This is a genomic window from Oerskovia sp. NPDC057915 (genome assembly GCF_042887685.1).
Lineage (GTDB): Bacteria > Actinomycetota > Actinomycetes > Actinomycetales > Cellulomonadaceae > Oerskovia.
Map to the genome: position 1 here is coordinate 1 of NZ_JBHVOS010000022.1, position 12,970 is coordinate 12,970.

General features: G+C 73.1%; 13 protein-coding genes. 8 read left to right on the forward strand and 5 right to left on the reverse strand.

Annotated features, from left to right (window positions below):
- Window positions 1–256: 256 nt before the first annotated feature.
- The 3 genes from ACFVQ3_RS14725 to ACFVQ3_RS14735 all read right to left on the reverse strand — a co-directional run bounded on the left by ACFVQ3_RS14725 (window position 257) and on the right by ACFVQ3_RS14735 (window position 2,950).
- On the reverse strand, window positions 257–1,570 hold the full coding sequence (locus ACFVQ3_RS14725) for an alpha/beta hydrolase (RefSeq protein ID WP_387640410.1): 1,314 nt from the start codon (window positions 1,568–1,570) through the stop codon (window positions 257–259).
- Complete coding sequence (locus tag ACFVQ3_RS14730) at window positions 1,567–2,526, reverse strand: zinc-binding dehydrogenase (RefSeq protein WP_387640413.1); 960 nt, start codon at window positions 2,524–2,526, stop codon at window positions 1,567–1,569. The genes ACFVQ3_RS14725 and ACFVQ3_RS14730 overlap by 4 nt, the downstream gene beginning before the upstream one ends.
- 118 nt (window positions 2,527–2,644) lie before the next feature.
- Window positions 2,645–2,950 (reverse strand): hypothetical protein, encoded by a 306-nt coding sequence (locus ACFVQ3_RS14735; RefSeq protein WP_387640416.1) that lies wholly within the window; start codon window positions 2,948–2,950, stop codon window positions 2,645–2,647.
- Window positions 2,951–3,066: 116 nt separating this feature from the next.
- On the opposite strand from ACFVQ3_RS14735, the gene ACFVQ3_RS14740 reads away from it, so the two are divergent.
- The 6 genes from ACFVQ3_RS14740 (at window position 3,067) to ACFVQ3_RS14765 (ending at window position 9,171) form a co-directional block, all read left to right on the forward strand.
- Complete coding sequence (locus ACFVQ3_RS14740) at window positions 3,067–3,573, forward strand: RrF2 family transcriptional regulator (RefSeq protein ID WP_387640418.1); 507 nt, start codon at window positions 3,067–3,069, stop codon at window positions 3,571–3,573.
- 727 nt (window positions 3,574–4,300) lie between these two features.
- On the forward strand, window positions 4,301–6,070 hold the full coding sequence (locus ACFVQ3_RS14745; protein ID WP_387640420.1) for an FAD-dependent oxidoreductase: 1,770 nt from the start codon (window positions 4,301–4,303) through the stop codon (window positions 6,068–6,070).
- Window positions 6,067–6,528 (forward strand): 4Fe-4S dicluster domain-containing protein, encoded by a 462-nt coding sequence (locus tag ACFVQ3_RS14750; protein ID WP_387640422.1) that lies wholly within the window; start codon window positions 6,067–6,069, stop codon window positions 6,526–6,528. The genes ACFVQ3_RS14745 and ACFVQ3_RS14750 overlap by 4 nt, the downstream gene beginning before the upstream one ends.
- Window positions 6,525–7,532, forward strand: coding sequence for an ABC transporter substrate-binding protein (locus ACFVQ3_RS14755; RefSeq protein ID WP_387640425.1), 1,008 nt, complete (start codon window positions 6,525–6,527; stop codon window positions 7,530–7,532). Before ACFVQ3_RS14750 ends, ACFVQ3_RS14755 begins: the two co-directional genes overlap by 4 nt.
- A complete protein-coding gene (locus ACFVQ3_RS14760; protein WP_387640428.1) occupies window positions 7,529–8,434 on the forward strand; it encodes an ABC transporter permease in 906 nt (301 codons plus the stop codon). Before ACFVQ3_RS14755 ends, ACFVQ3_RS14760 begins: the two co-directional genes overlap by 4 nt.
- Window positions 8,431–9,171 carry an ABC transporter ATP-binding protein gene (locus ACFVQ3_RS14765; protein WP_387640431.1) on the forward strand — a complete coding sequence of 247 codons (741 nt, stop codon included), beginning with the start codon at window positions 8,431–8,433 and terminating at the stop codon, window positions 9,169–9,171. The genes ACFVQ3_RS14760 and ACFVQ3_RS14765 overlap by 4 nt, the downstream gene beginning before the upstream one ends.
- Before the next feature lie 115 nt (window positions 9,172–9,286).
- Here the strand turns inward: ACFVQ3_RS14765 and ACFVQ3_RS14770 are convergent, their stop codons facing one another.
- A complete protein-coding gene (locus ACFVQ3_RS14770) occupies window positions 9,287–10,213 on the reverse strand; it encodes a carbohydrate kinase (RefSeq protein WP_387640434.1) in 927 nt (308 codons plus the stop codon).
- 179 nt (window positions 10,214–10,392) lie between these two features.
- Between ACFVQ3_RS14770 and ACFVQ3_RS14775 the strand changes: the two genes are divergently transcribed.
- Window positions 10,393–10,533 carry a hypothetical protein gene (locus ACFVQ3_RS14775; RefSeq protein ID WP_387640437.1) on the forward strand — a complete coding sequence of 47 codons (141 nt, stop codon included), beginning with the start codon at window positions 10,393–10,395 and terminating at the stop codon, window positions 10,531–10,533.
- A 27-nt stretch (window positions 10,534–10,560) separates the two neighbouring features.
- Here the strand turns inward: ACFVQ3_RS14775 and ACFVQ3_RS14780 are convergent, their stop codons facing one another.
- Complete coding sequence (locus tag ACFVQ3_RS14780; RefSeq protein WP_387640439.1) at window positions 10,561–11,616, reverse strand: 5'-3' exonuclease H3TH domain-containing protein; 1,056 nt, start codon at window positions 11,614–11,616, stop codon at window positions 10,561–10,563.
- Between the two features lie 270 nt (window positions 11,617–11,886).
- Here ACFVQ3_RS14780 and ACFVQ3_RS14785 point away from each other — a divergent pair, with 270 nt between their 5' ends.
- The gene (locus ACFVQ3_RS14785) at window positions 11,887–12,942 is read left to right on the forward strand and encodes a 2,3-butanediol dehydrogenase (protein ID WP_387640442.1); all 1,056 of its coding nucleotides are present in this window, start codon (window positions 11,887–11,889) and stop codon (window positions 12,940–12,942) included.
- Window positions 12,943–12,970: the final 28 nt, after the last annotated feature.

A 12,970-nucleotide genomic window follows, 5' to 3' on the forward strand; every position in this document is an offset into this window, starting at 1 on the left:
CGGAAGCTAAGCCTCTCAGCGCCGATGGTACTGCCCTGGAGACGGGGTGGGAGAGTAGGTCGCCGCCGGACAACCATTCACCAAAGGCCCACCCCGAACGGGGTGGGCCTTTGGCATACCCAGAACACACCAGCACCACCCAGACAACCCCCGAGAAAACCCCGACAACCCCAGCCCCGCACGCCCCACGCGGCACGGGGCTCTTTCCGTCCTCGAGGGCCCGGGCCATCTGGCCGGCTCACCGGAAACGCTTGGGTCAGCTCCAGCCGTACCCCGCCAACCACCGGGTGATCTCGCGATAGAACCGTCGCCGCGGCCCAGGACCGGACAGCGTGAGGTCGTGGATCCCTCCGGGGATGCGGGCGATCGTCACCACGGGCCCCAGGTTCGGTGCCCGCCGGGCGAGGAGCTCGACGTCGAGCACGATGTCCGCCTGGCGCATGTCCTCGCTCCAGCGCGGACTGATGATGGTCCGGTCCGACGTCAGGACGATGATCGGACAGGTGACGGACAGCCCGGCAGCGACCGTCGCGTGGCCTTCGATGATCCCGCGCAGCCAGCCGGCCCGGACGGGGAACGACGGCACGGGTCGCCACTCGGGGTTGAACTGCCACCCGCCGCTCTCGAGGTCGCGCAGGGTGCGCGCGTAGTACCCCGCGTCGATGTTCGGCAGTGGGGCCTTGGGCTGGAACCGGGCGAGCTGACGGATCGCGGGGGAGGACACCGTCCTGACCGTAGACGACCCCTGCAGCTCCAACCACGGGCTGTTCAGCACCAGTCCGTGCAGCCGTCCCGGGTTGCGATGGGCCCACAGGACCCCGGTGAGCCCGCCCGTCGAGTGGCCGACCAGCATGATCGAGGCGTGCGTACCGAGCTCGGCATGGATCATGGCGAGGGCGGTCTCGAGGTCCTCGTCGTACTCGTGCAGGTGCTCCATGTATCCGGGCGTCTGGTGCGGCCGGAGGCTGCGCCCGTACTTGCGCAGGTCCACCGCGTAGAACGCCGCACCTTGGGCGTGCCAGTACTCGGCGAGCTCGGTCTGGAAGAAGTAGTCGCTCCACCCGTGGACGTACAGCACCGCGCGTGCGGGCCGGACGGCTTCCTCGGTCGGTGGGTCGTAGCGGACGAGGGTCGCGACGACCTCGCCCTCGTCGTCGGGTGTGAGCTGGAGGGTGAGGCGGCGGTAGTCCGGCCCGAGGTCGTCCTCCTCCCACCGTCCGTGCTGCGGTCGGACGCGGGGGCGGGTCGCAGGACTGCGAGGCACCGGCGCGACGAGCGGGCCGCCCTCGAGGAGCGGCGCGCGCAGGGACGCGAGCGTGAGGGTGCGGGGCGCCGCGGTGCGGGTGCGTCGTCGGGAACTTGCGATCCGCGGCGAGCCCGTCCACTCGTGCGAACCGGCCGACCCCGCCGCCCGCACCTCGCCGCCGCGCGGCGCGGAGCCACCCGCCGTGCCGCCGGCCGGGTCGGCGTCAGTACCACCGTCGGAGGCTCGCCGGGTCTCGCGCCCAGCCGTCGGTCGCACTCGCCCCTCGGCCCGCGCCGGGCGCCTTCGCTCCGCGTCCTCGGTCATGTCGTGAGCACGATCTTCCCGTAGTGCTCCCCGGCGTCGAGCCGCGCGAGGCCGGCCGCGGCCTGGGCGAGCGGGAGGACCTCGTCGACCGTGGGGCGCACGTCGGTGCGGGCGAGGAACCGGAGCAGGGCCGCGAGATCCTCGCGCGAGCCCATCGTGACGCCGCGCACCGTGATCTCCTGGAAGAAGATGCGCGAGAGCTCCGCGGGGCTCGCGTCGCCGGAGGTCGCGCCCGCGACGACGACCGTCCCACCCGGTCGGACCGAACGCATCGAGTGCGACCACGTGGCCTGACCGACGGTCTCGATCACGGCGTCGACCCGCGCGGGGAGCCGCGCCCCAGGTTCGAAGACCGCAGAAGCACCGTTCTGCAGGGCGCGTGCCCGCTTGGCCGACGACCGCGACGTCACGAACACCTCGACGCCGGCCGCGCTCGCGAGGCGCGTCGCCGCGCTCGCGACGCCGCCCCCCGCGCCCTGCACGAGCACGCGGTCGCCCGGGGCGAGCCCCGCCACGCTGAAGAGCATGCGGTAGGCGGTGAGCCACGCCGTCGGGAGGCAGGCCGCCTCGACGAACGTGAGCTCCGGCGGCTTGGGGATCAGGTTCTTCGTGGGCACGGCGACCTGCTCGGCGAGCGTCCCCGCGTACTTCTCCGACAGGAGCGTGCGCGACTCCGTCGGCCCCACCCCGTGCCCGTCGGCGCCGATCACGCCGTGGACGACGACCTCGGTGCCGTCGGGCGCGATGCCCGCGGCGTCGGTGCCGAGGATCATCGGGAGCTGCTCGGCGCGCAGCCCGACCCCGCGCAGCGACCACAGGTCGTGGTGGTTGAGGCTCGCGGCCCGGACGTCCACCACCGACCAGCTCTCCCGTGGCTCCGGAGCGGGCAGGTCTCCCACGGTCAGTCCTGCGAGCGGGTCCTGCTGGTCGAAGTGCGTCACGTAGGCGGCAAGCATGTGTCCAACCTACGGTCTACCCGCGCGGAGCGCGTCCGAGCCCGGACGGGACACGATCCCTGTCCGGCCCGTGAGAACGCCCGCCCCGGTGGGCTCCCGAAGGGGGTGGACGTGCAGGTCAGCGGTGGATGCCACCCGCGACAGGGTGCCACCTCGGTCCGTAGCGGCGCGTGAAGACTGCACCGCTCACGTCGACGAGGGCGCCGGCCGCGGTACGGACCGCGCGGGCGATCTCGGCCGCCTGGTCGTCGTCCTCGGCGAGGTAGCGCACCGTGACGCGGGCCTCGCCGCTCACGATCCCCAGGTCGTAGGACTCGACCTCGGTCATCTCGCGCGCCGCTGCGGCGGCCGCGGGCAGCACGGCTTCCGGGGACGCGCCAGGGCGCAGCATCCCGACGACGAGGCTCACCCGGTACGAAGTCACCGCTGCACCTTCGCACACCTCGGGCGCCCGGGCCGAACCCGTACGGCCCGGTCGGGCGGGGCGCTTCACCCGATAATCCTGCACGATCGGAAACATGGCGTCGGCATACTGGGCCCATGCGCATCACCGCCAAGATCGACTACGCCGTCCGCGCGTGCGTGGAGCTCGCCGTCGCCTACGACGAGGGGTTCGTGACCGCGGAGCGCGTCGGCAAGGCGCAGCACATCCCGGGGTCGTTCCTCCTGGGCATCCTCAACCAGCTGCGCCGGTCGGGCCTGGTCGAGAGCCGTCGGGGCGCCGAGGGAGGGTTCCGTCTCGCGGCGTCGCCCGCGAGGATCGCGGTCGCGGACGTCATCCGCGCGATCGACGGCCCGCTCGCGAACATCGCGGGCGTCCAGCCCGAGGACACGTCGTACGCAGAGTCCGCGGCGGCCCTCCAGCAGACGTGGGTCGCGCTGCGGGTCGCGATGCGGTCGGTCCTGGAGCACGTCACCATCGCGGACCTCGCGTCGGGCACGCTGCCCGACGACGTCGCTCACCTCGTCGGGGACTCGGAGGCCTGGGTGACGCGCCCGTTCGGCGACGAGGTGGAGCTGCGAGGTGGGGGAGAGGCGGACCGCTGAGGGTGGCGGTGCTGCTCGCCGAGGATGGCGGTATGGACTGCCGGGGGTGGCGGTCCGACCCGCCGAGGGTGACCATGCGGACTGCCGAGGGCGACGGTCCGACCCGCCGAGAGTGACGGTGATGCTCGCCGAGGGTGACCATCCGGACCACCGAGGGGGAGTGGCTGCCCCCCCGAGGCCGACGGCCCGCCACCGTCGGTAGTTCATGACGTCACCGTCGGCCACCCAGGGCGTCACCGTCGGCTACCCGCGTCGTCACCGTCGGCGGTCCACAACGTCACCCTCGGCGTCGGGGGGGGGGGCGAGGCGGGGGCGGCCTGACGCTCCGCGGTTAACACTGCGAAACCTTGTCTCATCCGTCAGGTCAATCTGGACCGTTTCGGTCCAGTTCAACTAGCGTCCCTCTCATGCACACCGAGCCGACGCACCGCGCGCTCCGCGCCACCGCGCCGGGCTGTTGCTGTCGGCCCGTCTGAACCGACGAGACAGCCTCCCCGCGCCGCCCCCACCGGCGCCCCTGTGCACCCGCGACCAGGTCGCGGCCCCCCGAAAGCGACCCCTCATGGTTGTGCCCTCTTCCTCGTCCCGTACTCCGCGAGCCCCAGGAGCCTCCTCGGGTACCGGAGCCTCCCCACGCCCCGGAGCCTCCTCGAGCCCCGGAACGCCCCGGCGCCCCGCGCACCGCGCCCCCCGCCCGACCCTGGTTGAGGACTCCGCCGAGCACCTGTTGCTCCACGCCGACGTCCTCGTCGTCGGCGGCGGCCCCGCCGCGACCTGGTCCGCGATCGCCGCGACCGAGCAGGGCGCGAGCGTCGTCCTGGTCGACAAGGGCTACTGCGGCACGAGCGGTGTCGCGGCGACCGCCGGCGTCGGGCACTGGCTCGTCCCGCCGGACGCCGACCGCCGCGACGAGGAGATCACACCGCGCGAGGAGCAGGGCGGCTACCTCACCGACCGCGACTGGACCAACGATGTCCTCGACGAGGCCTGGTACCGCACCGCGCTCATCGAGGAGTGGGGGTACGAGCGCACGCGCCGGTCGCGCCCGGCGGCAGGTGGAGCCCGCGGCACCGCCCCAGCCCCGAACCCCTTTGCCCGCCACCCCGGTGAGCGGTCGTTCTCCGGCTCGTCGCCCGACTACCTGCGCTTCCTGCGCGGCAAGGTCAAGAAGAACGGGGTCACGGTCCTCGACCACAGCCCAGCGCTCGAGCTCCTGGTCGACGGTGCGGGCGTCGTCTCGGGCGCCCAGGGCTACCAGCGCCAGACCGGGCGGGCGTGGCGCGTGGCGAGCGGCGCCGTCGTGCTCGCGACGGGCGGGACCACCTGGAAGTCCCACTCCCTGGGCGGCGACGTCAACACGGGCGAGGGGCACCTGATGGCCGCCGAGGTGGGTGCGCACCTGTCGAGCATGGAGTTCTCCAACTTCTACGGCATGGTCCCGTTCGGCACCTCGATGGACAAGAACGGCTTCTTCGTCACGGCCTCCTACTGGGACCACGAGGGCGTCCCCATCGCGTACGAGAACCTGCACAAGAGCCGCGCCGAGCTCCTCGGGGCCTCGCTGCGCGGGACGATCACGGCACAGTTCACGCAGTTCGGGCCCGAGGTGCGCCCGACCCTGCGTGCCGCCATGCCGAACTTCTTCATGGTCACCGACAAGCTGGGCGTCGACCCGTTCACCGAGCGCTTCCCCATGGACTGGGTCCAGGAGGGCACGGTGCGCGGCACGGGCGGCATCCACGTGCTCGACCGCGACGCGTGGACCGGTGTCCCGGGCCTGTTCGCGGCGGGCGACGTCGCCGCGCGCGACCGGGTCGTCGGCGCCGCGACCGGCGCAGGCGGACCCAACCTGGCGTGGGCCGTGGCGTCGGGGACGTGGTCGGGCCGGGCGGCGGCCGCCCTGGCGACGGACCGCGGCCCGTCGACCCGCGGTGTGCGCCTCGACCCCACGGGCACGCTCGGTCTCCGGCCCGACGGCGGAGCGCACCGCCCGCGGTCGGCCGCGGCGGACGCGTGGCGCGAGATCACCGAAGCGGTTCGCGACGAGATGCTGCCCATCGACAAGTCGGCTTTCCGTCACCACCACGGCCTCGTGCGCTCGCTCGACGTCCTCGACGACCTGTGGGACCGCGCGGGCACCGAGCTCGTGCCCCCCGACGTGCGCGGCCCCGACGCGATCCGCACGCGCGAGACCGCGGGCATGCTCGCGATGGCGCGCTGGGCCGACCGCACCGCGCTGCACCGCACCGAGACGCGCGGCATGCACACGCGCACCGACTTCCCCGACACCGACCCGCAGCAGGCGCGCCGCCTGCTCACGGGCGGGCTGCGAGACCTGTGGGTCGTGCCGGACCCTGAGCCGCCCGTGACTGGCGCGGCCGGTGCGCCCTACCCGGTCACCCGGAGCGCCGAGACGCGGTCCGGCCGCCCGGTGGGCGCCGTGGCGACCGCCCTGACCACCACCACCGCACCGACCCGGACCGAGGAGGCGTCGTGATCGAGATCCTCAACGCCGCGCGCTGCACGTCGTGCGACATCTGCGTGCGGATCTGTCCCACCAACGTCTTCGAGGCGGTCGACGGCGGGGTGCCGACCATCGCACGGCACTCCGACTGCCAGACCTGCTTCCAGTGCGAGGCGTACTGCCCCGAGGACGCGATCTTCGTGTCCCCGTCGCGCACGCCCGAACCCGCAGGCTCGCCGTTCCTCGACGAGGCCGACCTGCTCGACCGCGACCTCCTGGGCCTGTACCGGGACCGGGTCGGGTGGCGGCGTGCACCGCGGAAGACCGGAACCGATACCGAGGACGCTGCCGCGACACGTGCGCCGACCGACGCACCGGCACAGACCGTCCTCTCCTCCGACGTCGACTACCACCGCTCGGCCGCGCTCGCCCCGGCCCCGCCCGGCAACCACCCCGACAGCACCACCCACCTCCAAGGAGCCCCCTCATGAGCCGGAACCGCACCCTCGCCGCCCTGGCGTCGCTCGCCCTCGTCGCCGCGCTCGCGGCCTGCTCCACGTCGGAGGCCGCGACGCCCTCGGGCGACGGGTCGGGCGCAGCCGCCGAGCTCACGCCCCTGACCACGGGCGGCCCCTGGAACGGCGTCGCGGGCAAGACGCCCGTCGCGACCGGGCCGTTCGGGTACGCGGTCGAGACCGGGATCGCCGACGACATCCTCGCCGAGCACGGCTACGAGTACGAGGGGTTCGTCGGGTTCAACAACGGGCCGCCGGTGGTCCAGGCCCTCCAGACGGGCGACATCCAGGTCGGCTTCATCGGTGACACCCCCGCGACGCAGGCGAAGGCCAGCGGTCTCGACGTCCCGGCGCTCGTCATCGCGAAGCCGTCCTCCGACATCTGGTTCCTCACCAAGTCCGGTGGCGTCACGACGATCGACCAGCTCGCGGGCAAGAAGGTCGGGCTCCAGTTCGGCTCGAACTTCGACAAGTACGGCCGCGCGGTCCTCGAGCGTGCCGGTGTCCTGGAGGACGTCGAGCTCGTCAACCTCCTCTTCGCCGACGCCCTGCCCGCACTCCAGCGCGGCGACATCGACGCCGTCCCCGTCCCCGCGACGACGGCCGGGATCTGGCGCCTCCAGAACGACTTCCCGGTCCTGTCCAAGGCGAGCGAGGACGACCCCGACCTGCTCGCCACCAGCGTCTCGCTCACCTCGCGCGAGACCTACGACGCGAACCCGCAGCTCGCCGCCGCGGTCTGGGACGTGACCGAGGCCGGCATCGCGAAGATCGAGGCCGACCACGACGCGTACGCGCAGTGGGTCTTCGACGCCACCGGCTCGCCCGTCGAGGTCGTCAAGGAGGCCGAGCTCTGGCAGTACGGCACCCAGGCGATCGACCCCGACGGGCTCAAGACCGTGCAGTCGACGCTCGACTTCCTCGTCGGCTCCGGGGCCGCCCCGAAGGCGTTCGACGTCAGCACGTGGGGCGTCGAGTGACCACCGGCACGACGACGTCGCGCGCCGGCGCGCAGACGCCCCCGGTCGCTGCACCGGCAGCCGCCGGTACGGTGCCGACCACCGCCCCCGGTGAGGCCGGGGCGCGGAGGGGTGCGACGTCGTCGGGCAGGACGAGGCGCTCACCGCGCGACGTGCTGCTGCGCGCCTCGGTGCCCACCGCGATCCTCGCCCTCTGGTTCCTGGGCTCGGCCCAGGGGTGGATCGACGAGAAGCAGTTCCCCGCGCCCTGGCAGGTGGGCGACGCGTTCGTCGAGCTCGTGAGCACGGGCGTGCTGTGGGAGAACCTGTCGGTGTCGCTCGGGCGCGTGGCCGTGGGCTTCGCGATCGGCGGGCTGCTCGGGCTCACGCTCGGCGTCGTCGCAGGCCTGTTCCGCCTCGGCGACCAGCTCCTCGACCCCACGCTCCAGATGCTGCGCACCATCCCGTTCCTCGCGATCGCGCCGCTGCTCATCCTCTGGTTCGGGATCGACGAGCGGCCCAAGATCATCATCATCGCGGCCGCCGCGCTGTTCCCGCTCTACCTCAACACCCACAGCGGAGTGCGCAACGTCGACCGCAAGATCCTCGAGGCGGGCAAGGTCTTCGGGCTGCGCGGGCTGGGGCTCGTCCGGCACGTCATCCTGCCCGAGGCCATCCCGTCGGTCCTGGTGGGGCTGCGGGTGTCCCTGTCGGTGTCGCTGCTCGCGCTCATCGTCGCCGAGATGTCCAACGCGCCGCGCGGCATCGGGTTCCTCATGGTGTCCGCGCAGCAGTACTTCCAGATGGACGTGCTCGTCGTGTGCGTCCTCATCTACGCGGTGTGGGGGCTGTCGGTCGACCTCGTCGTGCGCGCCCTCGAACGCATCCTGCTGCCCTACAAGCGACTCGGGAGAAAGCCATGAGCACGCCGATCGTGCAGGACGTCGCCGCACCGACGGTGCGGGTCGAGAACGTCGGGAAGTCGTACGGCGACCGGACCATCCTCGCCGACTTCTCGCTGACGCTGCGGCCCGGAGAGTTCGTCGCGCTGCTCGGCGCCAGCGGCAGCGGCAAGACGACCCTCCTGCGCATCCTCGCCGGTCTCGAGGACCACGACTCGGGGACCGTCGACGCCCCCGCCGAGCGGACCGTCGTGTTCCAGGAGCCGCGGCTCGTGGCGTCCAAGCGGGTCGGGTCCAACGTGATCCTCGGGCAGCGGGCCACGCGCGACCGGCGTGCCGCGGCCTCGGCGGCGCTCGCGGAGGTCGGCCTCGGCGGTCGCGAGGCGGCCTGGCCCACGACCCTGTCCGGAGGAGAGGCGCAACGTGTCGCGCTCGCCCGGGCGCTCGTGCGCAACCCCCGGCTGCTCCTGCTCGACGAACCCTTCGCGGCGCTCGACGCCCTGACCCGCATCAAGATGCAGGCCCTCGTCGCCGAGCTGTGCCACGAGCACCAGCCCGCGGTGCTGCTCGTGACGCACGACGTCGACGAGGCGATCCTGCTCGCCGACCGCGTGGCCGTGCTGCAGGACGGAAAGGTCGGGGTCGAGCTCGACGTGCCGTTCGACCGGCCGCGGCGGCGTGGCGTGCCGGGGTTCGGGGACTTCCGACGGCGGCTGCTGCTCGAGCTGGGGGTCGAGGAGGCGATCGGGGCGGCGTGAGGGTGACGTACCTTGTCGCCGAGGGTGACGGTCGTGCCCGCCGAGGGTGACGGCACGGTCACCCTCGGCAGCAGACTCGGTCACCGTCGGCGACCGGCGCAGTCACCGTCGGCGGTCAGGCGGGTAGCTCCTCGCACCGCGGAGGGTTTGCGCCCGCGCGCGAGACCGTGATCGCGGCGGCGGCCACGCACCGTTCGAGCACCGCGGTCAGCATGTCCAGGTCGATCGCCCGGAGCGCGTCGCGCCTCGCGGCGCCCAGGAGGTTCCGCTCCCACAGCCCGTCGATGAGCGCTCCCATGAAGGTGTCGCCGGCGCCCACGGTGTCCACGACCTCGACCCGTGGTGCCGCCACCCGGACCTCTCCCGCCGCGCACACCGCGACGGCTCCCTCCCCGCCGAACGTCACGACGACGATCGCGGGTCCTCGGGCGGCCCACGTCCGCGCGATCTCCACGGGGTCGGCGCCGGGAGACAACCACTCGACGTCCTCTTCGCTCACCTTGACGACGTCGGCGGCCGCGACGAGGGGCTCGATCCGAGCGAGGGCCGCGGTAGCCGTCCCCATGAGGCTGGGGCGCGCGTTGGGGTCGTAGGTGATGGTCGCGCGGTCGCGCGCCGCCAGGACGAGGTCGTGGACCGCGGTCGCGCCGGGTTCGAGGACTGCGGCGATCGACCCGGTGTGGACCGCGAGCGTCGAGTCGGTGGCGCCGGTGCCGGGGGCCAGGTCCCAGGTGATCGCGAAGTCGTACGTCGCGGCCCCCGCCCCGTCGAGGACTGCGCGTGCGACGCTCGTGGCGGCGGCGCCGTCGGACCCGGGGGTGAGGGCTACGCCCGAGTCGGCGAGCCAGGTGCGGATCTGCTCGCCGCGCTCGTCGCGGCCGAGGTGGGCCGCCAGGCGGACCTCGCGCCCGAGCCTGCCGAGGGTCAGTGCGACGTTGGCGGGGCTGCCGCCGGGGTGCTCGTCGGTCGTGCCGTCGGCACGTCGGACCTCGTCGACGAGCGCTTCGCCGACGACGAGGACGTGCGGGGCGTGAGATGGCATCAGGGCTCCAGGCCGGTCGGGGGCGACGTCTCCGTACGATCCTGCACCGATGACAGCGGTGTCAACCACCGAGGTGACAGGGATCTGTACGGCACGGCCCGCTTGTGGGACCCTCCTTGCAGCGCGTCGACGCGCGACGGGAGCGCCCGCCGCGGACGGCGCCGAGCACGGGAGGTGCAGTGGACATCGAGCCCTGGCAGGTCGTGAACATCGCCGTCGTCGTGGCGATCCTGGTCTTCGTGGCGATCGTCGTCCGGGCGTTCCTCGGCGGCCTGCGCGGCGACGAGCGTCGCCGTCACCGTCGAGCACACCGCCGCTGACGGGCGCTCGGCTGGCGCCCGCCCCGTTCACCGCACCGAGGCGAACGCCTCCAGGACCCGGTCGACGCTCGACCGCAGCCCCCACCGCGAGGCGAGCTCGTCGAGGGCCGCAGCGTCCGCAGGCACGGACGGGACGCCGTCGGGCACCGGGGGGACGGGCGCGTCCCGCGCGACCTGGACCACGAGCGGCGCGACGTCGAGGTAGTCCGCGGCCTCGGTCAGTCGGCGGCGCTGGGTGGGGCTCAGGCCCTTGTCGCCCTCGTCGCGAGCGTGCAGGATGCCCGCGAGGTCGCCGTACCGGGCCAGCAGACCCGCCGCGGTCTTCTCGCCGATGCCCGCGACGCCCGGCAGGCCGTCGCTCGGGTCGCCGCGCAGCGCGGCCATGTCGGCGTACGCCTGGCCGGACGTCACGCCGTAGCGCTCGGCCAGGCGCTCCACGTCCACGACGTCGAGCTTCTTGAGGCCGCGCGCGGTGTACAGGACGCGCACGGGCACGTCGTCGTCGACGAGCTGGAACAGGTCGCGGTCGCCCGTGACGACCTCGACCGGTCCGGTGCCGGGCGACGCAGGCCCGACGGCGCCGCTCGCCCCGGGCTCCCCGCTCGCCTCGCGCAGGGCCCGCCGACGGACCGACTCGCGCTCGACGAGCGTGCCGATCACGTCGTCGGCCTCGTAGCCGGGGCAGCCGACCCGTGCGACGCCGAGGGCGGCGAGGACGTCGACGATGATCGGGACCTGTGCGGTCAGGGCCTCGGGGACCTCCTCGATGCCCGTGGTGCCGGCGACCTCGGTCGCGACGCGGTGGGCCTTGTAGGACGGTATGGCGTCGACTCGGAACGCGGGGCGCCAGTCGTCGTCCCAGCAGGCCACCAGGCGCGCGGGGCGACGTTCGGTCACGAGCACCGCGATGGTGTCGAGGAAGCCGCGCACGGCGTTGACGGGTGTGCCGCCCGGGGCCTTGACCGAGTCCGGGACGCCGAAGAACGCGCGGAAGTACTGCGACGCGGAGTCGAGGAGCAGCAGGCCGCCGCTGCCGGGGAGCTGGGTGTCGCGCAGGGGAGCGGGCGTCGCCGGGTCCGTCATGGTCCCCAACGTACCGGCGGCCGCCCACGGGGGCCGCTCCGGCGTCGCGCCCGGGTCGTCCCGAGGCCCGCCGAAGCGCCGCCCCCGACGTCGCGACCGAGGTGATCTGACGCCCGGACGAGTGGCATGTCACATCCGGTTCGGGACCTTTGGCGGAACTTTCCCGCAGGTCACGCACCTATGGTGGCAAGAGCCCAGGGCTCCTGGGCGGCACCTCCCGTGCTGTCTGTCAGGAACCCAGCGACCAACGAGAGAAGGCGTGGCGAGGACATGAAGGCTGCACGATTCCATGGACGACGAGACATCCGCATCGAGGACGTCCCGGCCCCCGAGCTGCGGCCCGGTGCGGTCGCGATCGACATCGCGTGGTGCGGGATCTGCGGCTCCGACCTGCACGAATACCTCGAAGGCCCGATCTTCGTCCCCGCGCCGGGACGCCCGCACCCGCTGACCCACGAGGAGATGCCCGTGACGATGGGGCACGAGTTCTCCGGGACAGTGACCGCGCTGGGCGAGGGTGTCGACGACCTGGCGGTCGGCGAGTCCGTCGTCGTCGAGCCGTACTTCGTGTGCGGCGAGTGCGCGCAGTGCGAGGCCGGCAACTACCACCTGTGCGTCAAGATGGGCTTCATCGGCCTGGCGGGCGGTGGCGGCGGACTCTCGGAGAAGGTCGTCGTCGACCGTCGCTGGGTCCACCCCGTGGGCGACATCCCGCTCGACCAGGCGGCGCTCATCGAGCCCCTGTCGGTCGGGCACCACGCGGTCGTGCGCTCGGGCGCGAAGGCCGGCGACGTCGCGCTCGTCGGCGGCGCGGGCCCCATCGGTCTGCTCACGGCCGCGGTCCTCAAGGCCCGAGGCGTCACGGTCATCATGTCCGAGGTCTCCGAGGCGCGGAAGACCACGGCGCGCGAGACGCACGTCGCCGACCACGTCGTCGACCCCACGCAGGACAACCTGATCTCCCGCGTCCGCGAGATCACGGGCGGCAAGGGCGTCGACGTGGCCTTCGAGTGCACGAGCGTCAACGCCGTCCTCGACCAGCTCTTCGACGCGGTCCGCCCCGCGGGCGTGATCGTGGTCGTGTCGATCTGGGGCAAGACGGCAGCGGTCGACATGCAGAAGCTCGTCCTCAAGGAGATCGACCTGCGCGGCACCATCGCCTACGTGCGCGACCACGCCGAGACGATCCGGCTGGTCCAGGAGGGCAAGATCGACCTGGCCCCGTTCATCACGGCCAGGATCCCGCTCGACGACCTCGTCAGCAGGGGCTTCGATACCCTCGTCCGCGGCAACGAGACCGCGGTGAAGATCCTCGTCCACCCGTGACGGAACCGGCCCGACGGCGGCGCGCACC